Source organism: Streptomyces termitum (assembly GCF_014650175.1).
GTDB lineage: Bacteria > Actinomycetota > Actinomycetes > Streptomycetales > Streptomycetaceae > Streptomyces > Streptomyces termitum.
Genome location: NZ_BMUL01000002.1, coordinates 183,454 through 207,643 on the forward strand (window position 1 = coordinate 183,454; position 24,190 = coordinate 207,643).

Genomic DNA, 24,190 nt, shown 5'->3' on the forward strand with positions numbered 1-24,190 from the left:
CCGGGGTCAGGGCCGGTCGAGGCGGAGCCGTACCGCCTTCGGCAGGCCGGCGACGACCAGGTCGTACGAGTCCTCGATCAGCTCCCGGACCATCCGGTCCGGGAGCCCGGTCACGTCCACGGTGTTCCAGTGGCGCTTGTTCATGTGGTAGCCGGGGGTGATCGCCGGGTGCTCCTCGCGGAGCCGTACGGCGTCGTCCGGATCGCACTTGAGATTGACCTTCAGCGGCTCGGCGTCGAGCGAGGAGAGCGCGAACAGCTTGCCCTCCACCCGGAAGACCGAGGTGTCGGGGCCGAAGGGGAAGTCCTCCACGGCGCCGTTCTGCTCCAGGCACAGGGCGCGCAGCCGCTCCGGGGTCATTCCCCGCCCTCCTCCGCGCCGGCCGGGGCGACCGGCTCGACGAGCACGGTGACGATCTTGTTGCGGCGGCCGGCCGGGGCCTCCGCGGTGAGCCGCAGCTCCCGGCCGTCCGGCAGCGCGACGACCGCCGAGGCACCGGAGATCGGCACCCGGCCGAGGGCCTTGGCGAGCAGGCCGCCGACGGTCTCCACGTCCTCGTCGTCGAACTCGTCCGGGCCGAAGCCGTACAGCTCGCCGAGGTCGCCGATGTCGAGGCGGGCGGTGACCCGGTGCCGGTCGTCGCCGAGGTCCTGGACCGGCGGCAGCTCCCGGTCGTACTCGTCGGTGATCTCGCCGACGATCTCCTCCAGGATGTCCTCGATGGTGACGATGCCGGCGGTGCCGCCGTACTCGTCGATGACGACGGCAACGTGGTTGCGCTCCTGCTGCATCTCGCGCAGCAGGTCGCCCGCGTTCTTGGTGTCGGGGACGAAGACCGCGGCCCGCATCGCCGTGGAGACCAGGTCGGCCTCGGCGTCGCGGCTGATGTGCGTCTTGCGGACCATGTCCTTCAGGTACACGATGCCGACGATGTCGTCCTCGTTCTCCCCGGTCACCGGGATGCGGGAGAAGCCGGAGCGCAGCGCGAGGGTGAGGGCCTGCCGGACGGTCTTGTACCGCTCGATGCAGACCAGGTCGGTGCGCGGCACCATCACCTCGCGGACCAGGGTGTCGCCCAGCTCGAAGACGGAGTGCACCATGCGGCGCTCCTCGTCCTCGATGAGCGACTCCCGCTCGGCCAGGTCCACCAGGGCGCGCAGCTCGGCCTCGGAGGCGAAGGGGCCCTTGCGGAAGCCCTTGCCGGGGGTGAGCGCGTTGCCGATGAGGATCAGCAGCTGCGGGATCGGGCCCATGACCCGGGCCAGCGGCAGCAGGACGTACGCGGCGGCGGTCGCCGTGTTCAGCGGGTGCTGGCGGCCGATGGTGCGCGGCGAGACGCCGACCGCCACGTAGGAGACCAGCACCATCACGGCGATGGCGACGAGGAGCGCCTCCCAGGTCTCCGGGAAGTACTCCAGGCAGGCGTAGGTGACCAGGACGCCGGCCGCCATCTCGCAGGCGACGCGGACCAGCAGCGCCACGTTGAGGTAGCGGGTCGGGTCGGCGGCGATCTGGGCGAGTTTCGCGGCCCCGCGCCGTCCGGAGCGGACGGCCTCGGCGGCGCGGAAGCTGGTGACGCGGGCGAGCCCGGCCTCGGCGCAGGCGGCGAGCCAGGCGACGACGACCAGGGCGACCGCGCCCAGGATCAGCTGGATGCTCATCGGGCGCGCGGGGTCAGTTGACGGTCGGGGCCGGGGAGGGGCCGGTGAGGCCCCGCTCCGCGCGCCAGCCGTCCACGATCGCCGCCTGGAGGCCGAACATCTCGGCCTTCTCGTCGGGCTCCTCGTGGTCGTAGCCGAGCAGGTGGAGGACGCCGTGGACGGTGAGGAGCTGGAGCTCCTCGTCCATGGAGTGCCCGGTGGGCGCGTCCTCGCCCTGCTTCTTGGCGACCTCGGGGCAGAGCACGATGTCGCCGAGGAGCCCCTGCGGGGGCTCCTCGTCGTCCTTGGCCGGCGGGCGCAGCTCGTCCATCGGGAAGGACATGACGTCCGTGGGTCCGGGGAGGTCCATCCACTGGATGTGGAGCTGCTCCATCGCCTCCGCGTCCACGACGATCACCGAGAGCTCGGAGAGCGGGTGGATGCGCATGCGTCCGAGGGCGTAGCGGGCGACATCGAGGATCGCCTGCTCGTCGACCTCGGTGCCGGACTCGTTGTTGACGTCGATCGACATGTGCGGTTGCTTCTACTTCCCGTTGCGGCCGGTGCGCTGCTCGTTGGCGCTGTCGTACTTCTCGTACGCGTCGACGATACGGCCGACGAGCCGGTGCCGGACGACATCCTGCGACGTGAGGGTGGAGAAGTGCACGTCGGGCACCCCGTCGAGGATGTCCCGCACCTGCCGCAGACCGCTCTTGGTGCCGCCCGGGAGGTCGACCTGGGTGATGTCACCGGTGATGACGATCTTCGAGTCGAAGCCGAGGCGGGTGAGGAACATCTTCATCTGCTCGGGGTTCGTGTTCTGCGCCTCGTCGAGGATGATGAACGCGTCGTTCAGGGTACGGCCCCGCATGTAGGCCAGCGGCGCGACCTCGATCGTCCCGCTCGCCATGAGCTTGGGGATGGAGTCGGGGTCGAGCATGTCGTGCAGGGCGTCGTAGAGGGGGCGCAGGTAGGGGTCGATCTTCTCGTAGAGGGTGCCGGGCAGGAAGCCGAGGCGCTCGCCGGCCTCGACGGCGGGGCGGGTCAGGATGATGCGGGTGACCTGCTTGGACTGGAGGGCCTGCACGGCCTTGGCCATGGCCAGGTAGGTCTTGCCGGTGCCGGCGGGGCCGATGCCGAAGACGATCGTGTGCTTGTCGATCGCGTCGACGTACCGCTTCTGGTTGAGGGTCTTGGGGCGGATGGTGCGGCCGCGGCTGGAGAGGATGTTCTGGGTGAGCACCTCGGCCGGGGTCTCGGCGCCGTCCGCGCCGTCCTCGCTCGCCTTGAGCATCGCGATGGAGCGTTCCACTGCGTCCTCCGTCATCGGCTGTCCGGTGCGGAGCACCAGCATCATCTCGTCGAACAGGCGCTGGATGAGGGCGACTTCCGCGGCGTCGCCGACCGCGCTGACCTGGTTGCCCCGGACGTGGATGTCGGCGCGCGGGAAGGCGCGCTCGATCACGCGGAGCAGGGAGTCGCCGGAACCGAGGACGGTCACCATGGGGTGCTTGGCCGGCACCGCGAAGTGGGCGCGGGCCTCGCCCGGCGTTCCGTTGGGGGCTGTGGGTGTCTGCGTCATGGGCCGGCACTCTGGCCTGCGCACACCTCCTGCTGCGGGGTTCTCGTCTGTTCGACAACCTCTCGCCCCCAGCCTACGACCTGGGACCGGTGAGCCCGAAGCGGTTTACGGGACCGACGACCGGAAGCCGATGGTGGGGACCGCCCTGCGGGGCGGCCAGGGGCGGGCGGGGGCCGGGAGGAGTCCTTCGAGGAAGGCGTAGCGGGCGCGCAGGGCCTCGGGGTCCTGCCGGTCGTCGTGCTGGACGTGCTGCCACCAGGCGGCGATCTCGGTCCAGGTGGGGGCGGAGAGGGAGCCGCCGAACTCCTGGACGGAGAGGGCGGCGGTGAGGCCGGCGAAGGCGAGCCGGTCGGCGAGCGGCCAGTCGGCGAGGGTGCCGGTGACGAAGCCGGCGACGAAGACGTCGCCGGCGCCGGTGGGGTCGAGGGCCTCGACGCGGATGGCGGGGACCTCGGCGGTCTCGCCGGTGGCGCCGTCCACGGCGTAGGCGCCCTCGGCGCCGAGGGTGACGACGGCGTAGCGGACCTTGTCGGCCAGCGCGCGGGCGGCGGCGCGGGGGCAGTCGGTGCGGGTGTAGCGCATGGCCTCGGCGGCGTTGGGCAGGAAGGCTTCGCAGTGTTCCAGGTCGGCGAGTCCGGCGAGGTCCCAGCGGCCGGTGTCGTCCCAGCCGACGTCGGCGAAGACGCGGGTGCCGGAGCGGGCGGCGCGGGCGACCCATTCCTCGGCGCGGCCGGGCACCAGGGAGGCGACGGCGGCGCGGGCGGGCGGCGGGTCGGCGAGGGCGCCGTCGGGGTGGGGGGCCTCGTGGCCGTGGGAGACCATCGTGCGCTCGCCCTCGTAGGCCATGGAGACGGTGACCGGGGAGTGCCAGCCGGGGACGGTGCGGGAGAGGGAGAGGTCGATGCCCTCGCCCTGTTCGAGGGCGTCCCAGCAGTATTCGCCGTAGTGGTCGTCGCCGAAGGCGGCGGCGAGCGAGGTGCGCAGGCCGAGGCGGGCGAGGGCGGTGGCCATGTTGGCGACGCCGCCGGGGCTGGAGCCCATGCCGCGGGCCCAGGACTCGGTGCCGCGGACGGGGGCGCTGTCGAGGCCGGTGAAGATGATGTCGAGGAAGACGGTGCCGGTGAGGAAGACGTCGCGGGCGGGGTCGGCGGGGCCGCGGACGGTCTCCAGCGGGTCGAGGCCGGGCTCGCGCCGGTCCGCGGGCGGGGCCCCGTGGGGGGCTCCGTCCTGCTGTCCGCGCTGGTCTCCGCTGGGTGTGGTCACGTCGAACTCCCGGTCGTGGTGCGGCGGGACCGGCACGCGGGTGCCGGTCCGGACAGTGTGCCCGACGGGGCGGGGGTGACGGGGGTGACGCGGCCAGGTCGCGCGTGAATACCCCGCTCCTCCGATTCCAAACCGATTGTGTCCCGTATCACAGGTCGAATCGGGGGATCGTCCCTTCTCCGCCCATTCGGTTGCTTGATACACATGGTGCCGCGACCCCGTGGTTCACCGGGCGCCGTCTCATTCCCCCGTTCAGTTCCTGGAACGCCCATGTCCGCGCGCCCGCGCGCCCGGGGGCCGCTCGCCGCCCTCGTCGCCCTCTTCACGGCCGGCTACCTCGCCCCGTACCTCCTGCCCACCGTCGTCGGCCGGCTCGCCGCCGGGCTCGGCCTGGGACCGGCCCAGGCCGGCCTGGTCGGCTCGGTGCTGCTGCTCGGCTCCGCCTCCGCCGGTCTCACGCTCGCCGCCCGCGTGGAGCGGGTCGGCCCGCGCCGGGCGGCCCGCCTCGGACTCCTCGCGATGGTGCTGGGGTACGGCTCCGCCGCCGCGACCGGCAGCCTGCCGCTGGTGGTCGCCGGGGTGGTCCTCGGCGGCTTCGGCTCGGGCTCGGCGACGGCGGTGGCCGCCTCCGGCATCGCCGGCCGCCCCGATCCGCAGCGGGCCTCCACGCTCGGCCTGCTGTCGGTCTCGGCCGCGGCGGGTGTCCTGTACCTGACGCTGCCGAGGCTCGGCGGCGGCCACTCTCTGCCGCTGCTGGCGCTCGCGGGGGCGGCGGTCCTGGTGTGGCCGGTGACGGGGCGGCTGCCGGGCGCCACGCGCGCGTACCGGGGCGTCGCGGTGGCGGAGGCCGCCGGGCCGCTGCCGTACCGGCGGGCGGGGGCGGTGCTGGCGGGCTGCGTGCTGGCCTGGTCGATGGCGCAGAACGCCCTGTGGGGCGTGAGCGGCCGGATCGGCACCGGGCAGGCGGGGCTCTCCGAGGTGACCGCCGGGGCCGTCTTCGCGGTGGCGCTCGGCGGCGGGCTTGCCGGGGTGACGGCCGCCGGGGCGCTCGGCTCGCGGCTGGGCCGGGCGGTCCCGATCGGGGCGGGCACGGTCCTGATCGCGGCCTGCGTGCTGCTCAGCGCGAACGCGGACGGCCTCGCGTCCTTCGCGACCGGCGAGGTGCTGTGGAACACCGTCTATCCGGTGGTCCTCTCCTACCTGCTGGGCCTGGCCGCCTCGCTCGACCCGCGCGGGCGCTGGGCGGTCCTGGTCGGCTCGGCGTCCTCGCTGGGCACCGCCTGCGGGCCGGTGGTCGGCAGCGTGCTGTCCCAGGCGGCCGGCTTCCCGGTGATGGGCGCGGTCCTCGCCGGTCTGCTGCTGGCGGTGGCCGGGCCGATGGCGGTGGTGGCCCGGCACGCGTCGGGGCGGCCGCTGGTGCCCGGTTCGATCCGCCGCAGGGGCGGTGCCCCGGCGGCGTTCGTGGCGGGCGCGGCCCCGGCGACGACGGCGCTGCTGCCGCAGGTCGGTGCCCCGGAGCAGGAGATCGCCGCGATCCCGGCGCCGGTGGCGGGCCGCCGCCGGCCGGTCCGCTCGGCCTTCCGGCTGGCCCGCCCGGGGCGCGGCTGAGCCGGGCGGGGCCGGGCCGGGCGGGGATCGGGAGACGGGCGGCGGAGGGCGGGGGTCAGAAGGTGTACGCCTCGACCTCGGCCAGGTAGCGGGCCCGGCGCGGTTCGTCGTCCTCCAGGAAGGAGGCTTCGAAGGAGTGCCGGGCCAGGGTGCGGAGCTGGTCCGGGGTGAGGCCGAGGGCGTCGCGGACGCCGTCGTAGTTGTCGCCCGCGTAGCCGCCGAAGTAGGCGGGGTCGTCGGAGTTGACGGTGACCAGGAGGCCGGCGTCGAGCATCTGCCGCAGCGGGTGGTCGGCGAGGGTGTCGATGACGCGGAGCCGGACGTTCGACAGCGGGCAGAGGGTGAGCGGGATCCGCTCGCGGGCCAGCCGCTCGACCAGCCCGGGGTCCTCCATGCAGCGCAGTCCGTGGTCGATCCGCTCCACGCCGAGGACGTCGAGGGCCTCGCGGACGTAGGCGGCCGGGCCCTCCTCGCCGGCGTGCGCGACCCGGCGCAGGCCGAGCCGGGCGGCCTCCTCGTACACGGCGGCGAACTTGGCCGGCGGGTGGCCGATCTCGGCCGAGTCGAGGCCGACGCCGGTGATCCGGTCCAGGTACGGCTTCGCCTCCTCCAGGGTGGCGAGGGCCGACTCGGCGGACTCGTCGCGCAGGAAGCACAGGATGAGCCGGGTGGAGACGCCGTACCGCTCCTCGGCGCGGTCGAGGGAGGCGGCCAGGCCCTCGATCACGGTGCCGATCGGGACGCCGCGGGCGGTGTGGGCCTGCGGGTCGAAGAAGATCTCGGCGTGCCGGACGCCCTGGGCGGCGGCCCGCTCCAGGTAGGCGTCGGCGAGGTCGGTGAAGTCCCGGGGCGTCCGCAGCACCGCCATCAGCGCGTAGTAGAGGTCCAGGAAGGACTGGAGGTCGCTGAAGCGGTACGCCTCCCGCAGGGCGGCGGTGTCGGCGTGGGGCAGGGTGACGCCGTTGCGGGCGGCGAGGGCGAAGGCCAGTTCGGGTTCGAGGGTGCCTTCGATGTGGAGGTGCAGTTCGGCCTTGGGGACGGGCATGTTCACGTTCGTTTCGGTACGGGGACCCGCATGAGGTCCTGGGCGACGCTCAGTTCGCCCTCGAAGCCGGCGGCCCTGGCCTGCCGTTCGAACTCGGAGGGGTCGGAGTAGCGCTGGGAGAAGTGGGTGAGGACGAGGTGGCGGACGCCGGCGTCGCGGGCGACGGCGGCGGCCTGTCCGGCGGTCAGGTGGCCGTGGTCGGTGGCGAGCCGCTCGTCCTCGTCGAGGAAGGTCGACTCGATGACCAGCAGGTCGACGCCGTCCGCGAGGGCGTGCACGCCGTCGCAGAGCCGGGTGTCCATGACGAAGGCGAAGCGCTGGCCGCGCCGGACCTCGCTGACCTCGTCGAGAAGGACCCCGCCGAGGGAGCCCTCGCGCTGGATGCGGCCGACGTCGGGGCCCGCGATGCCGTGCGCGGCGAGCCGCTCGGGCAGCAGGCGGCGGCCGTCGGGCTCGACCAGGCGGTAGCCGAAGGACTCGACGGGGTGGGAGAGCCGGCGGGCCTCCAGGGTGAAGGCGCCGGTGACGGCGAGGACGCCGTCCGCCGCCACCGGCTCCTCGGTGATCTCGACGCTCTCGCGGTAGGCGGTGGCGTACCGGAGCCGGTCGAAGAAGTCCTGTCCGCTCGCCGGGTAGTGGGCGGTGACCGGGTGCGCGACCTGGTCGAGGTTGATCCGCTGGATCACCCCGGCCAGGCCGAGCGAGTGGTCGCCGTGGAAGTGCGTGACGCAGATCCGGTTCAGGTCGTGGGCGGCGACCCCGGCCCGCAGCATCTGCCGCTGGGTGCCCTCCCCGGGGTCGAAGAGGAGGCCGTGGCCGTCCCAGCGGAGCACGTAGCCGTTGTGGTTGCGGTGGCGGGTCGGGACCTGGCTGGCGGTGCCGAGGACGACCAGTTCGCGGGCGGACACGGGGGGCTATCCGGGGGGCCAGTTGAGGCCGCGGCCGCCCAGCACGTGCGCGTGCGCGTGGAAGACGGTCTGTCCGGCGCCCGCGCCGGTGTTCAGGACGATGCGGTAGCCGCTGTCGTCGGTCTTCTCCTGGGCGGCGACCTCGCCGGCCTCGCGCAGCACGTCGGCGGCGACGCTCGGCGCGGCGGCGGCGAGCGAGGCGGCGTCCGGGTAGTGCAGGCGCGGGATGACCAGGACGTGGCTGGGCGCCTGCGGGTTGATGTCGCGGAAGGCCAGCGTGGTCTCGGTCTCGCGGACGATCGTCGCCGGCACCTCCCCCGCCACGATCTTGCAGAACAGGCAGTCGTCCTGTGGCTCTCCGGCCATGGCCTGGGGCCTCCTCGTCTCGGCTGGTCCGTACGGGGGCATGCTATCCGGCGGTCCCGACCGGCCCCCGGGCATTTGCCGATCGGGGCCGGGGCCGGTCGCGGATCGGGCACCCGGCGGCCGGGGCCGGGCCGGTCCTCGCGCATCCGGTGGCCGGAGCCCCCGCCACCGGCCGCCGGGTGCCCGGTGGCGGGGGCTCCGGTGGCGGGGGCTCCGGCCGGGCTCGGGTCAGTCCTTGGGCATCCGCCGGTTGAGGGCGGAGCGGCTCACCCAGTACGTGATGATCACGGCCCAGAACAGGGGGGTGCCGAGGCCGCCGACGAGGGCCGAGTCGAGGGACCACAGGGCGAGGACGGCGAAGGAGTACAGGCTGAGCAGGGCGACGGCGCCGGCCATGTAGAGCACGGGCGGGCAGTTGCGCGCCACCAGGAGCAGGGGGCGGCGCAGCCGGGGCGGCACCCGGCGGGCCATCCACACGCCCCAGACGGCCCAGGCGGCGACGAGGACGGCGCCGCCGGTGAGGAGCGGGACGACCGCCTCGGAGGCGGACGCGTCGGAGGGGACCCAGGCGAGGGCGATCACGGAGGCGACGAAGCCGACCAGCGCGACCCAGCGGGCCCCGGCGGCGGTCCCCCAGGCCATCGCCTCCAGGTTGTAGCGGGCCTTGCGGTCGGTGAGGTCGAGGGCGGCGGAGGCGACGAAGCCCTCGGCGGCCTGGGTCCAGGCCCCGCGCCGCAGCCAGCGGCGGCGCAGCCGCAGCAGGGAGAGGTTGTTGTGGGCCTCGCTGGACTGCGGGTTGAGCCGCAGGGTCGTCTCGTACGCCCGCCGGGCGGTGGCGTGGTCGCCGCGCCGCTGGGCGGTGAGGCCGACGAGGAAGTGGGCGGCGTCCTCCTCGGGGCCGAGGGCGACGGCGGTCCTGGCGGCCTCGTAGGCGGCGGTGACGCGGGCCCGGTCGCGGCCGCCGCCGTACTCGGCGGTCTCGGCGAGCGCGGTGCCCAGCGCGTAGTGGCTGCCCCAGAAGGAGGGGGCGAGCTGGACGGTGCGGTGGGCGGACGCCTCGGCGTCGCCGAAGCGCTTGAGGGCGAGCAGGATCTGGGTGCGCATGAGGTGGCCCATGACCAGCTCGGGCTGGGCGCGCAGGGCCCGCTCGACGGCGGTGAGCGCGGCCGGGTGGTCGCCGGCCCGGTGCAGGCAGCGGGCGAGGAGGACGAGCGCGTCGGCGTCCTCGGGGTCGGTCGCCAGGTGGCGGGCGGCCAGCTCGCCGGCCTGTTCGAAGCGCCCGGCGTCGTAGAGCGCCTCGGCGCGGGCGAGTGCGGTGGGCGTGGTCACAGCTTGCGCTTCCGCTTCAGGTAGGCGAGGAGGTCGTCGTAGAGACCGCCCTCGTTGGCGAACATGGCGACGTTCCGGGCGGCGGCGAACCAGGGTTCGGTGGACGGCCTGAGCTGCTTGGCGGCGTTCAGGAGGTCCTTGGTGCCGATGAGGCGGACGGTGCCGGTGCGGGCGGAGTCGAGGAGCGCGGCCTCGGCGGCGGTCTCGCACAGGTGGGCGAGGTCGGCGCCGGAGAAGTCTTCGGTGGCCTTGACGATCCGGCCGAGGTCGACGGCCTCGATGGGGCGCTCGCGCAGGTGGTAGCGGAGGATCGCCTCGCGGGCGGGGGCGTCGGGCGGCAGCACCAGGAGGGTGCGGTCGAGGCGGCCGGGGCGGCGCAGGGCGATGTCCACGTCCCAGGGCACGTTGGTGGCGGCGAGGACGAAGACGCCCTCGTTGCCGGTGCCGGAGGCGATGCCGTCGAGCTCGGTGAGGAGCTGGTTGACGACGTTGCGGAGCCCGTTGTTGTGGGTGCGGGAGCGCTTGCCGCCGAGGGCGTCCAGCTCGTCGAGGAAGACCACGCAGGGGGCCTGGCGGCGGGCCGTCTCGAAGATGTCGTGGATGTTCTTCTCGGAGGCGCCGATCCACATGTCGAGGACGTCGGAGAGCGAGACGGTGAGGAAGTTCGCGCCGAGCTCGCCCGCGACGGCGCGGGCGATGAAGGTCTTGCCGCAGCCGGGGGGACCGTAGAGCAGCAGGCCGCCGCGGAGGGACTTGCCGTAGAGGCGGCGCAGCTCGGGGTTGCGCATGGGGGCGAGGAAGGCGGCTTCGAGGCGTTCCTTGACGTCGGTCATACCACCGACGTCGGCGAGGCGTACGGCTCCGGGGGCGTCGACGTCCCAGGCTGCGGCGTCCCCGTCGAGGCCGTCCCCGCCGTCGGTCTGCGCCTCCTCCAGGAACCTCGGCCCGACGAGGTCGGACACCTGTTCCTCGGCGGCGGCCCAGTCGAAGGCGGGCGCGTCGGGGGGCCGGGGGGCCTCGGGAGCGGGCGTCTCGTGGACGGCCGGGGGCGCGGGAGGGGCGGGCGCGGGGGTCGTGGGCACGGCGGGAGGCCCGGGGACGGTCGGAGTGGTGGGCACGGTCGGCGGCGCGGGCGGCATGCCCATGGCGCGGACCATCAGCGCGCGGGCGGCCGCGTCCCCCGGCGCGTGCTGGAGGGCGGCGGCCGCCTCCGCGACGGCCTCGTCGTTCCGTCCCTCGGAGAGGAGGAGTTCGGCGAAGTGGAGGCGGAGCGGCACGTCGCCGGGCGCGGCGGCGACCGCGGCGCGCAGACTGCGGATCAAGGGGGACTCGTCGGCCATACGGGTCAGCCTAGAAAAGATCCGCCCCGAAGGAACAGCCGGTCCCCCGCCGGAACCCCGCCGACCCGTCACCGGCCCCGCGCCGGACCCGTGCGAGAACCCCGCCGGCCCTGCGCCGGACCGCCGCCGACCGTCCCGCCGGGCCGCCGCCGGTCCCTGCCGGACCGCCGCCGACCGTCCCGCCGGGCCGTGCGCGGGTCCGGTTCTTCAGCCCCAGCGGCCGGTGCGGGCGAGGACGACCGCGGTGGCCGCCGTGCCCGCCGTGGAGGTGCGCAGCACGCTGGGCCCGAGCCGGTACGGCCGCGCGCCCGCCTCGGCGAAGGCGGCCAGTTCCTCCGGGGAGACCCCGCCCTCGGGGCCGACGACGAGCACGATCGAACCGCTCGCGGGCAGTTCGGCCGTGGCGAGGGCGCCGCTCGGGTGGTCGCGGTCCTCGTGCAGCACGGCCGCGAAGTCGGCGGTGGCGAGGAGCGCGGCGACCTGCTTGGTGGTCATCGGGTCGGTGACCTCGGGGAAGCGGGTGCGGCGGGACTGCTTGCCGGCCTCGCGGGCGGTGGAGCGCCACTTGGCGAGCGCCTTCCCGGCCCGCTCGCCGCGCCACTGGGTGATGCAGCGGGAGGCGGACCAGGGCACGATCGCGTCCACGCCGGTCTCGGTCATCGTCTCGACGGCGAGCTCGCCCCGGTCGCCCTTGGGGAGGGCCTGGACGACGGTGACGTACGGCCGCTCCTCCGGGTCCTGGTGGACGGTGGAGAGTTCGAGGGTGAGCCGGTCCTTGCCCTCGGCGGCGAGGACGACGCAGTCGGCCCAGCCGCCCCGCCCGTCGACGAGGACGACGTCCTCGCCCTCGCGCAGCCGCTTCACGGAGACGGCGTGCCGGCCCTCCGGCCCGTCGAGGACGAAGGTCCGGCCGGTGGGGAGGGTGTCCACGACGAAGACGGGTGCGGTCATGAGGCGTTCCTGAGGTCGAGTCCGGTGCGGGCGATGTCGAGTTCGGCGGCGAGCAGCGCGACCAGTTCCCCGGCGGGCAGCTCGCGGGCGAGCCGGTGCCCCTGGCCGGCCCACAGGGCCATGCCCTGGGCGTCGCCCGCGGTGGCGGCGGCCTTGCGCAGCGGGGCGGTGAGGTGGTGCAGCTCGGGGTAGGCGGCGGGGGCGTACGGGCCGTGCTCGCGCATGAAGCGGTTGACGAGGCCGCGGGCCGGCCGCCCGGAGAAGGCCCGGGTGAGGGCGGTGCGGTGGAAGAGCGGGTCGGTGAGGGCCCGCTTGTGCAGGGGGTGCGCGCCGGACTCGGGGCAGCCGAGGAAGGCGGTGCCGAGCTGCGCGGCGGCGGCCCCGGCGGCGAGGACGGCGGCGATCTGCGCGCCCCGCATGATGCCGCCGGCGGCGATCAGCGGCAGCGCGGTGGTCTCGCGGACCTGGGTGAGGAGGGTGAGCAGGCCGGTGCCGGGCTGTTCCTCGGCGGGGTCGTCGCGGTACGAGCCCTGGTGGCCGCCCGCCTCGACGCCCTGGACGCAGAGCGCCCCGGCCCCGGCGGCCTCGGCCGTGCGGGCCTCCTCGGCGGAGGTGACGGTGACGATCGTGAACGTACCGGCGCGGGCGAAGGCGGCGAGGGTCTCGGGGCGCGGGCAGCCGAAGGTGAAGGAGACGACGGGGACCGGGTCCTCCAGGAGGATCGCCAGCTTGGACTCGTACCCGTCGTCGCGGCCCTCGTCGGTCTCGCCGAGCGGGGTCTCGTACCAGCCGGACTCGCCCGCGAGCTGGTGGCGGTAGACCTCGACGGCGGCGGGGTCGGCGGTGGGGCCGTCCTGGGGCATGAAGACGTTGACGCCGAAGGGCCGTCCGGTCAGCCTCCGGGCCTGCTTGACCTCCTGGTAGAGGCTTCCGGCGGTCTTGTAGCCCGCGGCCAGGAAACCGAGCCCGCCGGCCGCGCAGACGGCGCCGACGAGTTCGGGACAGGAGGCGCCACCCGCCATGGGGGCCTGCACGATCGGGTACCGGAAGAGATCGTTCAGTGGGGTGGTGGACATATGGGCATCGTGTCATGCCCGATCCCGGGCAGCGGAGAGGGGCGGCACTCTCCGTGCCGCCCCTCTCACGCACCGGTCACACGCGTCCGCTCGGCGAACAGTGGGAACGGCCTTCGGCTCAGCGCCCGTTGAACGCGTCCTTCAGCCGCGAGAACAGCCCCTGCTGCCCCGGCTGGCCGTGCTGACCCGGGGGACGACCCCCGGACCCCCGGCAGCACGGGCCCCTCCGCTCAGCGCCCGTTGAACGCGTCCTTCAACCGCGAGAACAGCCCCTGCTGCCCCGGCTGGAACTGGCCCGTGGGGCGCTCCTCGCCGCGCAGCTTGGCCAGTTCGCGCAGGAGGCGTTCCTGCTCCGCGTCGAGCTTGCCCGGGGTCTGGACCTCGACGTGCACGATGAGGTCGCCGCGCCCGTTGCCCCGCAGGTGGGTGACGCCGCGCCCGTGCAGCGGGACCGACTGGCCGGACTGGGTGCCGGGCCGGATGTCGATCTCCTCCATGCCGTCGAGCGTCTGGAGCGGCACCTTGGTGCCGAGCGCGCCCGCCGTCATCGGGATGGTGACCGTGCAGTGCAGGTCGTCGCCGCGCCGCTGGAAGACCTCGTGCGGGGTCTCCTGGATCTCGACGTAGAGGTCGCCGGCCGGGCCGCCGCCGGGGCCGACCTCGCCCTCCCCGGCGAGCTGGATCCGGGTGCCGTTGTCGACACCGGCCGGGATCTTGACCGTGAGGGTGCGGCGGGACCGGACCCGGCCGTCGCCCGCGCACTCGGGGCACGGCGTCGGGACGACGGTGCCGAAGCCCTGGCACTGGGGGCAGGGCCGGGAGGTCATGACCTGGCCGAGGAAGGACCGGGTGACCTGGGAGACCTCGCCGCGGCCGTGGCACATGTCGCAGGTCTGCGCGGAGGTGCCGGGCGCCGCGCCCTCACCCGAACAGGTGGTGCAGACGACGGCCGTGTCGACCTGGAGGTCCTTGGTGGTGCCGAAGGCCGCCTCGTTGAGGTCGATCTCCAGGCGGATCATGGCGTCCTGGCCGCGGCGGGTCCGCGAGCGCGGCCCGCGCTGCCCGGCCGTGCCGAAGAAGGCGTCCATGATGTCGGAGAAGTTGCCGAAGCCGCCGGCTCCGAAGCCGCCCGCGCCGCCGCCCATGCCGCCGGAGGAGAGCGGGTCGCCGCCGAGGTCGTAGACCTGCTTCTTCTGCGGGTCCGAGAGGACCTCGTAGGCGGCGTTGATCTCCTTGAACCGCTCCTGCGTCTTCGGGTCCGGGTTCACGTCCGGGTGAAGTTCGCGGGCCAGGCGCCGGAACGCCTTCTTGATCTCGTCCTGGGACGCGTCGCGGCGCACGCCGAGCACGGCGTAGTAGTCGGTGGCCACTTACGACTCCGCCAGGATCTGTCCGACGTAACGTGCCACTGCGCGTACCGCTCCCATCGTTCCGGGGTAGTCCATGCGGGTCGGTCCGACCACGCCGAGTTTGGCGACTGCCTCGCCGCCCGAACCGTAGCCGACCGAGACGACGGACGTGGAGTTCAGCCCTTCATAGGCGTTCTCGTGCCCGATCCGTACGGTCATGCCCGATTCCTTGACCTCGCCGAGCAGCCTGAGGAGCACGACCTGCTCCTCAAGGGCTTCCAGGACGGGTCTGATCGTCAGGGGGAAATCATGCCCGAAGCGGGTGAGATTGGCGGTGCCGCCGATCATCAGCCGCTCCTCGTGCTCCTCCACCAGGGTCTCCAGCAGGGTCGCGAGCACGGTGGAGACCGTGGCGCGGTCCTCGGACTCCTCGAAGGACTCGGGGAGGTCCTGCACCAGCTGCGGCACGTCGGCGAAGCGCCGCCCGGCGACCCGGCTGTTGAGCCGGGCCCGCAGATCGGCGAGGGAGGTCTCGCCGAACGGCACGGGGCAGTCGATGACCCGCTGCTCGACCCGCCCGGTGTCCGTGATGAGCACGAGCATCAGCCGGGCCGGGGAGAGCGCGAGGAGTTCGACGTGCCGGATGGAGGAGCGGGTCAGGGACGGGTACTGGACGACGGCGACCTGCCGGGTCAGCTGCGCGAGCAGCCGCACCGTGCGGCTCACGACGTCGTCGAGGTCCACGGCCCCGTCGAGGAAGTTGTGGATGGCGCGCCGCTCGGGGGTGGACAGCGGCTTGACGCCGGCGAGCCGGTCGACGAAGAGGCGGTAGCCCCGGTCGGTCGGGATGCGACCGGCGCTGGTGTGGGGCTGGGCGATGTAGCCCTCCTCCTCCAGCACCGCCATGTCGTTGCGCACGGTGGCCGGGGACACGCCGAGCTGGTGGCGCTCGGTGAGCGCCTTGGAGCCGACCGGCTCCTCCGTCCCGACGTAGTCCTGGACGATGGCGCGCAGCACCTCGAGTCTGCGTTCGCTCAGCACGCTCCCACCTCCGCTCCAGCCGTTCCGGTTGCTCCGCTTTTGGCACTCGCCCCGCCCGAGTGCCAGCGATCCCCGGCCAGTGTACGGCCGGGCCGGTCGTTCCTGGCAAGGAGGCGGACCCGCTAGCGTCGGCGGCATGCGCATCGACTGGACGGCTCAGGGGTGGGAACGGCTGGCGGACGGGGTGGGGCGGCGGCGGCTGCCCGGCTGGGACGCGACCACCGGACTGGTCGTGGGGGACAAGGCCGTACTGCTGTACGACACCGGCTCCTCGCTCGCCGAGGGAGCCGCGATCCGGGCCCAGACGGAGGCCCTGACCGGCGGCCGGCGCGTGACGCACATCGCACTCGGCCACCCCCACTTCGACCACGTCCTGGGCACCGCCGCCTTCGCCGGCGCGGAGGTCTTCGGCGCGGTCGGCACCGAGGAGCTGCTGGCCTCCGCCCGGACCCGCGAGGAGCTGTACGAGGACGCGGTGCGGCAGGGCGCCGGCGAGCGGGCCTCGGCGGAGGCGGCCGAGGCGCTGGTGGCCCCGCGGCACGCGGTCACCGGCGAGCGGACCCTCGACCTGGGCGGACGGCAGGTCCTGCTGGCCAACCTGGGCCCCGCCCACACCGGCCACGACCTGGCCGTCCTCGTGCCCGGCGAGCGCGAGGTGGTCTTCTGCGGCGACCTGGTGGAGGAGTCCGGCGAGCCGCAGGCGGGGCCGGACGCGGTCGGCGCCCGCTGGCCCGACGCCCTCGACCGGCTGCTCGCCCTCGGCGGCGAGGACGCGCTGTACGTCCCCGGGCACGGCGCGGTCGTCGACGCGGCCTTCGTCCGGCGCCAGCGCGATGAACTGGCACGCCGCTTCCCGGTGTCGTAGCGTCCCCGGAATGCGCAGCTACGAACCGGATCTGACGCCCCCGTGGAAGAAGCGGGCCCCCGTGCCGGAGGTCCCGGCCGATCCCGACCTGGTCGTGGAGGAGGTGTCCACCGGCTTCTGCGGGGCGGTGATCCGCTGCGAGGCGGGCACGGTGACGCTGGAGGACCGCTTCGGCAAGCACCGGGTCTTCCCGCTGGAGCCGCGCGGCTTCCTCCTGGAGGGCCGGACGGTGACCCTGGTCCGCCCCGCGTCCGGCGGCCCGGTCCGGCCCGCCCGGACGGCCTCCGGCTCGCTCGCGGTGCCGACCGCCCGCGCCCGCGTGGCGCGCGCCGGGCGGATCTACGTCGAGGGCCGCCACGACGCCGAGCTGGTCGAGCGGGTCTGGGGCGACGACCTGCGGATCGAGGGCGTGGTGGTGGAGTACCTGGAGGGCGTCGACCACCTGCCGGACGTGGTCGCGGCCTTCGGTCCCGGCCCCGACGCCCGGCTCGGCGTCCTCGTCGACCACCTGGTGCCGGGCTCCAAGGAGTCGCGGATCGCCGCCGCGGTCGCCTCCCCCGACGTGCTGGTGGTGGGGCACCCGTACATCGACGTGTGGCAGGCGGTGAAGCCGTCCGTCCTGGGCATCCCGGCCTGGCCGGAGGTGCCCCGGGGGCAGGACTGGAAGACCGGCGTCTGCCGCGCCCTGGGCTGGCCCGCCGACAACACGGGCGCGGTCTGGCAGGCCGTTCTGAAGCGGGTGACGTCGTACAAGGACCTGGAGCCGGAGCTGCTGGGCCGGGTCGAGCACCTGATCGACTTCGTGACGGTGGGCTGACCCCACCGTCCCTCAGTCGACCAGGTCGCGGACGACCGCGTCGGCGAGCAGCCGTCCCCGCAGGGTGAGGACGGCCCGCCCGGCGGCGTACGGCTCCGGGTCGAGCAGCCCGTCGGCCAGGGCCCGGCGGGAGGCGGCCAGCCCCTCGGGCCGGAGCAGGTCCAGCGGGCAGCCCTCGCGCAGTCGCAGCTCCAGCAGGATCCGCTCGACCCGGCGGTCCTCCTCGGAGAGCAGTTCGCGGCCGGCGCCGGGGGACTTCCCGGCGCCGAGGGCGGCGGCGTAGGCGCCGGGGTGCTTGACGTTCCACCACCGCACGCCGCCGACGTGGGAGTGGGCGCCGGGTCCGGCGCCCCACCAGTCGGCGCCGCGCCAGTACAGCTCGTTGTGGAGGCAGCGCCCAGCCTCGGAGGTGGCCCAGTTGGAGACCTCGTACCAGTCGAAACCGGCCCGGGAGAGCAGTTCCTCCGCGATCAGGTACCGGTCGGCGTGGACGTCGTCGTCGGTCATCGGCACCTCGCCGCGCCGGATGCGGCGGGCGAGCTGGGTGCCCTCCTCGACGATCAGGGCGTAGGCGCTGACGTGGTCGGGCCCGGCACCGACCGCGGCCTCCAGGGAGGCCCGCCAGTCGTCGTCGGACTCGCCGGGGGTGCCGTAGATCAGGTCGAGGTTGACGTGCGCGAAGCCGGCGGCCCGCGCCTCGGCGACGCACGCCTCCGGCCGTCCCGGGGTGTGGGTGCGGTCGAGGATCTTGAGGACGTGCGGGCGGGCGCTCTGCATGCCGAAGGAGATCCGGTTGAAGCCGCCGGCCCGGAGTTCCTCCAGGTAGGCGGGGTCGACCGACTCGGGGTTGGCCTCGGTGGTCACCTCGGCGTCGTCGGCGAGTCCGAACTCGTCGCGGATCGCGCCGAGCATCCGGACCAGGTCCCCGGCGGCGAGCAGCGTCGGGGTGCCGCCGCCGACGAAGACGGTGCGGACCGGCCGGGGGTCGTCGCCGAGGACCTTCCGGGCGAGCCGGATCTCCTCGGCGACCTGTCCGGCGTAGTTGTCCCGGGAGGCGAGCACGCCCCCGGCACCGCGCAGCTCGCTCGCGGTGTACGTGTTGAAGTCGCAGTAGCCGCACCGCGTGGCGCAGTACGGCACGTGCAGGTAGAACCCGAGCGGCCGGTCCCCGGCCCCCTCCAGGGCGCGCGCGGGCAGCGCCCCGTCCTCGGGCACGGGCTCACCATCGGGCAGTACGGAAGGCATGGGCCCCATTGTCCCGCACCGCCCGGGGCACCCAGTCCGGTGCCGCCCCGCGCCCCGGTCCGGGACCGGATCAGTCCTCCACCCGTCGGATGATCGCTCTGTGGGCGCGGTCGTCCGCCGAACGCCACTCGACGGTGTCGCCGGCCTCCCGCCACATCAGGGCCTGCCCGAGGGGGGTGTCGGGGCTCAGCCGCTCGGCGTCGCCTCCTGCTCTCAGGGCGATCTCGTAGGTTGTGATTCCGGCCGCACCGGAGTGCTCGACCCCGACGAGGCATCCCGGGGTGACGTACCGACCGCCGGCGCGGGGGTCCAGCTCGGCCTCATCCAGGAGGGTCCTCAGGAAGTCCTTGCGGTCGTGCAGGGTGTCCAGCAGCTGCTCGCGCGCGGCCTGCTGGGACCGCCATGACGCCGAGTCCACCGCGATGATCTCCGGCTCCGGCCGTTCCAGTTCGTCCCGGATGCGGTCCAGCTCCCGCTGGACTCTCTGGTACGCCCTCACGGACAGACGCCGGATCCGTTCCTCCGGCAGTCGCCGCCCGGGTCCGGCCGTCAGCTCCTCCACCGGGGCCACCGGGGATGCCGCTCGTCCCTGAAAGACCGGCTCAGCCACCGGACGCATGAGTTCCGTGGAGGACCCGTGCAAGGCCGCTTCCGGCGTCTGCCGACCGTGATACCGGACCAGGGCTGTCTGGTGGCCTGCCTGGAGCACAGGAACATCGGTCCTGGCGATGCCGGCCCGGATGAGCCCCTGTACCTCGTCGTGGTTCAGCCGGACCAGAGGCTCCCCCTCCCGGACGACCTCGACCATGTCACCGCCCGACGGGTCCGCACCGGGCAGGAAGCGCGCCTTGCTCCGGCGCTCCTCGGCATTGGGCGCGGTGCGTCTCATGCTGAAGGAGTGCTGGGCCGCGTTCACCTCCCCGCGTCGCAGCCAGGCTGCGGTCCTGAACCCCGCCGGGTCGGTCGTCCACACCGCCTCCTTCGACCGTTCCTGAGGCTCTGCCCGGTCCTGCGGCTCTGCCGGCATCTGAACCAGGGGCTCCACCTTGTCCTGCGGCTCTGCCGGAACCTGGATCGGGATCGGGGCCTGCGGTCCGCCGATGGATGCCGTGGCAGGCGCGAGAGCCGGGTCCGCTGGACCCTGGTCCTGCGTCCGGGCAGGGACTTCGACCGTCTCCGGATCCGTCCACTCGTCCATCGCCTTCTCGATGCCCAACCTGTCGAGCTCCGCCCAGAGCGGTTCCAGTGCCAGGTCAGGGTCGAAAAAGAAACGGCTGCCCCTGATGCGTACGAAGGTCCAGCCCACCCGCTCCAGCTCGCGCTGGCGGGCCGCGTCCGCGTCCGCGTTCTCCTCCGTGTGGAACGCGTCTCCGTCGCACTCGACGGCGAGCCGCCGTGTACCGCCTTCGACGACGAGGTCGATCCGGTACCGCCCGGCCGGGTACTGCGGACGGACGCGGTACCCCTTCCGCCTCAAGGCCAGGAAGACCCGCTGCTCGAAGAGACTGTCGAAGGCATCGTGGGGCTCATCCTCCGTGACGTCACCGAGGCCCAGACCGTCCAGCTGCTCCGCAGGCCGGGAGAACCAGTCGAGGTATCGGCGCCGAAAGTCCGACTCGGCCAGCTCAGTCAGGGTCACGCTGTGGAAGAGCCAGACCTGGTCCCGTGCCCGGGAAGCCGCCACATTGATGTGCTGCTGGTACAGGGTGCTGCTGTAGGAACCGATCCGGCGCGGGCCGTCCGGGCCGGTGAGCGAGGCCACGGTGGACACGAAGACGACGTCTCGCTCGTCACCCTGGAACTCCTCCGCGCTGCCGACCCTGAGCCGGCGGCGCTGCCGCTCGTCGAGGGGGACGCGGTCGGCGAGCAGATCCTCGATGCGGAACTTCTGCCCGTTTCCGAGGAGGGTGATCACCCCCATGGTCCGGCCCGCGTAGGCCGGGTCCTGGATGCACCGGACCACTTCCTCCACGAGGCGTTCAGCCTCCAGGTGGTTGGCCTGTTTCTGCCCGGTGCCCTCCACGTATCCGTCGGCGACGTGGACCGAGCGCAGCGGAGGCAGCCGGTCCGCGCCGTACTGCCGCAGCGGCTGAAGCTTGCCTCCGTAGCAGAGCTCGTTGGAGAACCCGATGATCTCCGGCATGCAGCGGAAGTGTTCGCGCAGCATGAGCCGGCCCCTCCCGCCGGCGAGTCCCGAGGCGATGTCGAAAAAGCTCGCCGTGGGTGCGAAGAGGTTGCGACGGAAGTCGGGGAGCCCGCCGAGGACCCGTCGCTGGACGGCGAACAGCTGGTCGTGGTCGATGCCGACGTTGGCCGGACTGACCTGCTTGTCGTCGCCCACCACGACGATCTTGGCTCCGAGCCAGGCCAGAAGCAGGGCCTCCGGGCCGGACTGGCTCGCCTCGTCGATGATGACCACGTCGAAGCGGCCGGCCCGGTCCATCGGAACGGTGTCCGTGACCGCGTGCAGAGGCATGATCCACGCGGGGACGGCCTCCTGGCTCCCCTTGAGGCTCTCCCGGGCCTGCTGCCGGTACTGATGCGCGTACTTTCCCGTTCCCTTCCCCAGCCGCTTGACGCTCTGCTGGTATGAGGTGAGGGCGACGGCCTGGTCGTCGGTGAGCCGGGAGAGGCAGCCGTACCACGCCTTGTCCGCCGCGAGCCGCTCCAAGCCGATACGGATATCGGCATCGGCCTGGGCGAGGCGGGCCAGAGTGCGCTTCTCGGCGGCGGGATCGGTCAGCTCCTCCATCCGGCTGCACCAGGCCGACCACGCCCAGGCTTCCTCGTAGCGGCGCAGCCGCTCGCCCCAGACCGGGGCCTCCGCCTCGGCCTCCAGTTGATCCGCGAGCTCGGGCAGCTGGTCGGCGACGGCGGAGTAGGCCAGATCACAGGCATGCTTGCGGGCCAACGCCTCCCTCAGTTCCTCCATCTCTCCGACCGCCTCGGCGTAGGCCCGCACGTCCTGCTCCTCCGCGGCGCGCCGGGCCCGCTCCACGGCGGACGGGACGCCGCGCTGCAGGGCGGCCGCACCAAGGACGGCAGCGGTGTCCGCCAGGCTTCGGCGCGGTGCGGCGGCACGGCGGCTGGCGGCGTGGGCGCGCAGCAGGGCCACCACGGTGGTCCGAGGTTCGTCGTGCTGCCAGGCGAGGCCCGCGAAGGCGGGAAACCCTGATGCGGAGCGCACCAGGGCCGCGCGGCGGTCCGCGAGCGCCACGAGAGTCTCCAGGGCCTGGACGTGCTGCCGGAGCCGGGCCAGCCTGCGGGAGGGCGACTGCCAGGGCTCCGGGGTGCCGTACTCCTCCTCGGTGTCCTGGAGGTGGCGCTCCAGCCGTACCCGCTGGAGCACGGTCTCGGCGGCGGCCGGCGTCTGCACCGTCTGTCCGTCGACCTTCACCGTCTCCGGAAAGTCGCCCACCGCCTTGCGCAGCCGGGTCTTGAGGCCGAGGGGGCCGCGTAGCTTCTCGCCGGCGGCAAGGCCGTCGCGGAGCGTGGTCGACAGGCCGAGCGCGTCTGCCACGGTCAGCTTCTCCAGGCCGCTGACCAGGGCGTTCCCGCAGGAATCCATCGCTTGCAGGGCCGCCTCCAGCGCCGCGTGGGAGCGGTCGGACTGCGCCCTCGCTTCGTGTTCCCTTCCGTCGAGGGTCTCTTGGCGCAGGGCGGTGAACCACGACGCCTGCTCCTGCGCGCTTTCGGCCATCGCCGTAAGGAAGTCCTCCAGCGCCTGCGCCAATCCCTCCTGCCGGTCCACGGGCAGGCCGACGACGTGGCCGTCGAGGAGGGACGACTGCGAAGTCGCACGCAGGGTGGCCAGGTCGGCCTCGGCCTCCCGGACTGCGGTGACGGCCTCGGCGAACTCCGGTCCGGACAGAAGCTGCTGGACGGCGGGGAGCTTCGCCGAAACAGAGGCTGCCAGTGCCCGGTGCCGTGCGGTGAAGGCAAGGGCGGCCCGCCGGAGTCCGGCCACCGCATCGGCGCTCACGACGGTTTCCGGGGCCGGGACCACGCCGATCCACTCGTGGACGGGTCGCTCGTCGTGGAGACGGCTCGCGATCTGCGCGAGGGTTCCCTGGTAGTCGCCTATGTCCATGGGGTGGCGGTAGGTCTCCCGCTCACGGATCGCGCGCAGTTCCTTGAGGGAGACGGCCTGGATGGAGCGGGCGGTGCGCAGCTTCTCCTCATGGTCCTTGATCCGCCGCTGGTAGTCGCGCGGGGAGAACTCGCCCTGACGGTCGAGAATCGCCTTCACCGACTGCTCCAGCTCCTGCTGGGCAGTCAGTTCGTCCGTACGGCTCACGCAGAGTTCCCGCACGGAGAGGGGGAGCTTCTCTTTGAGGACCCTGAGAGCACGTGAAGTGTGGCTGGTGATCAGCACACGTTGTCCGTGGGCGAGCAGATCGGTGACGAGGTTGGCGATGGTGTGCGTCTTGCCGGTGCCGGGCGGACCCTGGACGACGACGAGGCTGCGGTCCCGCAGCCGCTCGGCGATCGTACGCTGCTCGTCGTTGGAGGGGAGCGCGAAGTAGAGCTCCTGCGGCGGGGCGCTCGCTCCGCTCCTGTCCGGGTCGTGGGGGCGGCCGGATCCGTCGAACCCCGCAGAGTCGTCCGTGCCCGCGATCGCCCTCAGCAACCGGGTCGGTTCGGCCCCGTTCTCGATGAGGCGGGCGACGTTCTGAAGGGCTTCCTGCATGCTGCGGCGTGTGCGCTCGCGCAGGAGAAGAACCGGAGCGAACCGGACGACGGGCGCGTCCCCGTGCGCGCTCCGGCCCGGGCGGTCCGGTCGGGGGATGTACTCCCCCGATTGATGAGCCGCGATCGCCCAGGTGTTGAGGGCCCGGTGCAGCAGGTCACGGCCCTCCGGCTCGGTGGCGTCACCGGCCGCTTCGAGGTCCTTCAGGACGAGTTCCCGGGTGTGAGCACGCGCCTTCTGATCGGAGTCGATCATCGATTCGTCGAGTGCAAACGCCCCGTGCTCGGGGTCAGGGGCGACGGTGATGGCACCGCTGTCCGGGTCGAGAGCGATGACAGCGCGACAGGTGACGAGATGACGCCGGACGGGTTCGTCGCCCGACTGCCAGGCCAGATGACCGAGGCCGAGGAGGAGTTCATAGCTCTCGCCGAGATCGCTGACGTCCTCATGGACACGGTAGAGGCGGTCGTAGGCCCGCACCACAGGCTTGACGGCACGGTCGTACCGAGCCCAGCTGGTCCAGAGCGCGGCCCACTCACCGTACTGGGCCCCCACCTCGTCGCGTCGCTGGTACTCGCCGAGGGGGACGGTGCGGGTGCGGCGGAGGGTGCTGCCGTCGGGGGTCACCTCGGAGACGGACAGCTCCGCAGTGGCGCGCAACCGGGGGGCTTCCTCGGGCTCCGAGTCGTGCACAAGGGCTGCGTCCAGCCAGAGGGCAAGCGGCTGGGGCGGGAGGGGAGGCGCGCTCCTCAGCGGCCGCTCGGCCCGCAGCCACAGCGGACGGTCGCCGGGTATCGGTTCCCGGATGAAGTTCTGGAACTGCGGAGGGAGTTCGTCGAACCACAGGGTGTGCCGGGCACCGTCGTCGTGACGCACGGGCTTTGTCCGGGTTCCGCCGACCTCGGCGAGGTAGCGGAAGATCTGCCGGACGCGCGCGGCATCCTCGGGCACAACGGCGGGGTCGGGCACGGTTACCTCGCTGACGGACGGCCGACGTGAAGATCTCGTGGAGATCCTATGTGTCGGCGCCGACAGCGGGGGCCCGGATGCCCGATCCCACCGCTTCCCGGAGCGG

At 73.5% G+C, this 24,190-nt stretch carries 19 protein-coding genes; 3 read left to right on the forward strand and 16 right to left on the reverse strand.

The genetic code is table 11. From position 1 onward, the window contains the following. Positions 1-6: 6 nt before the first annotated feature. From IE219_RS04220 to IE219_RS04240, 5 genes are all read right to left on the reverse strand, one after another. Entirely contained in the window at positions 7-360 is a 354-nt protein-coding gene (locus IE219_RS04220; RefSeq protein ID WP_189975148.1) for an MmcQ/YjbR family DNA-binding protein, read from the reverse strand. Beyond that, complete coding sequence (locus tag IE219_RS04225; protein ID WP_189975149.1) at positions 357-1,661, reverse strand: hemolysin family protein; 1,305 nt, start codon at positions 1,659-1,661, stop codon at positions 357-359. The genes IE219_RS04220 and IE219_RS04225 overlap by 4 nt, the downstream gene beginning before the upstream one ends. 13 nt (positions 1,662-1,674) lie before the next feature. After that, positions 1,675-2,172: an rRNA maturation RNase YbeY gene (gene ybeY / locus IE219_RS04230; protein WP_189975150.1), complete on the reverse strand. Its 498-nt coding sequence runs from the start codon at positions 2,170-2,172 to the stop codon at positions 1,675-1,677. Between the two features lie 12 nt (positions 2,173-2,184). Then, positions 2,185-3,222: a PhoH family protein gene (locus IE219_RS04235; protein WP_189975151.1), complete on the reverse strand. Its 1,038-nt coding sequence runs from the start codon at positions 3,220-3,222 to the stop codon at positions 2,185-2,187. A gap of 105 nt (positions 3,223-3,327) precedes the next feature. Then, the gene (locus IE219_RS04240; protein ID WP_189975496.1) at positions 3,328-4,392 is read right to left on the reverse strand and encodes a PfkB family carbohydrate kinase; all 1,065 of its coding nucleotides are present in this window, start codon (positions 4,390-4,392) and stop codon (positions 3,328-3,330) included. Positions 4,393-4,755: 363 nt separating this feature from the next. Here IE219_RS04240 and IE219_RS04245 point away from each other — a divergent pair, with 363 nt between their 5' ends. Next, positions 4,756-6,093 (forward strand): MFS transporter, encoded by a 1,338-nt coding sequence (locus IE219_RS04245; RefSeq protein WP_189975152.1) that lies wholly within the window; start codon positions 4,756-4,758, stop codon positions 6,091-6,093. A gap of 55 nt (positions 6,094-6,148) precedes the next feature. On the opposite strand, the gene IE219_RS04250 is transcribed toward IE219_RS04245, so the two are convergent. From IE219_RS04250 to hrcA, 9 genes are all read right to left on the reverse strand, one after another. Next, the gene (locus IE219_RS04250; protein ID WP_189975497.1) at positions 6,149-7,138 is read right to left on the reverse strand and encodes an adenosine deaminase; all 990 of its coding nucleotides are present in this window, start codon (positions 7,136-7,138) and stop codon (positions 6,149-6,151) included. 2 nt (positions 7,139-7,140) lie between these two features. Beyond that, positions 7,141-8,046: a ribonuclease Z gene (locus IE219_RS04255; RefSeq protein WP_189975153.1), complete on the reverse strand. Its 906-nt coding sequence runs from the start codon at positions 8,044-8,046 to the stop codon at positions 7,141-7,143. Positions 8,047-8,052: 6 nt separating this feature from the next. After that, the gene (locus IE219_RS04260; protein ID WP_189975154.1) at positions 8,053-8,412 is read right to left on the reverse strand and encodes a histidine triad nucleotide-binding protein; all 360 of its coding nucleotides are present in this window, start codon (positions 8,410-8,412) and stop codon (positions 8,053-8,055) included. 228 nt (positions 8,413-8,640) lie between these two features. Beyond that, positions 8,641-9,741: a tetratricopeptide repeat protein gene (locus tag IE219_RS04265; protein WP_189975155.1), complete on the reverse strand. Its 1,101-nt coding sequence runs from the start codon at positions 9,739-9,741 to the stop codon at positions 8,641-8,643. Beyond that, complete coding sequence (locus IE219_RS04270; protein ID WP_189975156.1) at positions 9,738-11,081, reverse strand: ATP-binding protein; 1,344 nt, start codon at positions 11,079-11,081, stop codon at positions 9,738-9,740. The genes IE219_RS04265 and IE219_RS04270 overlap by 4 nt, the downstream gene beginning before the upstream one ends. 207 nt (positions 11,082-11,288) lie before the next feature. Continuing rightward, entirely contained in the window at positions 11,289-12,032 is a 744-nt protein-coding gene (locus tag IE219_RS04275) for a 16S rRNA (uracil(1498)-N(3))-methyltransferase (protein WP_189975157.1), read from the reverse strand. Then, complete coding sequence (locus IE219_RS04280) at positions 12,029-13,108, reverse strand: nitronate monooxygenase (RefSeq protein WP_189975158.1); 1,080 nt, start codon at positions 13,106-13,108, stop codon at positions 12,029-12,031. Before IE219_RS04280 ends, IE219_RS04275 begins: the two co-directional genes overlap by 4 nt. A gap of 230 nt (positions 13,109-13,338) precedes the next feature. Further along, the gene (gene dnaJ, locus IE219_RS04285) at positions 13,339-14,478 is read right to left on the reverse strand and encodes a molecular chaperone DnaJ (protein ID WP_189975159.1); all 1,140 of its coding nucleotides are present in this window, start codon (positions 14,476-14,478) and stop codon (positions 13,339-13,341) included. Next, positions 14,479-15,498 (reverse strand): heat-inducible transcriptional repressor HrcA, encoded by a 1,020-nt coding sequence (hrcA, locus tag IE219_RS04290; protein WP_189975160.1) that lies wholly within the window; start codon positions 15,496-15,498, stop codon positions 14,479-14,481. A 136-nt stretch (positions 15,499-15,634) separates the two neighbouring features. On the opposite strand from hrcA, the gene IE219_RS04295 reads away from it, so the two are divergent. Then, a complete protein-coding gene (locus IE219_RS04295; RefSeq protein WP_189975161.1) occupies positions 15,635-16,363 on the forward strand; it encodes an MBL fold metallo-hydrolase in 729 nt (242 codons plus the stop codon). Between the two features lie 10 nt (positions 16,364-16,373). Continuing rightward, complete coding sequence (locus IE219_RS04300) at positions 16,374-17,180, forward strand: DUF3097 domain-containing protein (protein WP_189975162.1); 807 nt, start codon at positions 16,374-16,376, stop codon at positions 17,178-17,180. Between the two features lie 12 nt (positions 17,181-17,192). Here the strand turns inward: IE219_RS04300 and hemW are convergent, their stop codons facing one another. Beyond that, complete coding sequence (hemW, locus tag IE219_RS04305; RefSeq protein WP_189975163.1) at positions 17,193-18,434, reverse strand: radical SAM family heme chaperone HemW; 1,242 nt, start codon at positions 18,432-18,434, stop codon at positions 17,193-17,195. A 61-nt stretch (positions 18,435-18,495) separates the two neighbouring features. Continuing rightward, complete coding sequence (locus IE219_RS04310; protein WP_189975164.1) at positions 18,496-24,084, reverse strand: PDDEXK-like endonuclease domain-containing protein; 5,589 nt, start codon at positions 24,082-24,084, stop codon at positions 18,496-18,498. Positions 24,085-24,190: the final 106 nt, after the last annotated feature.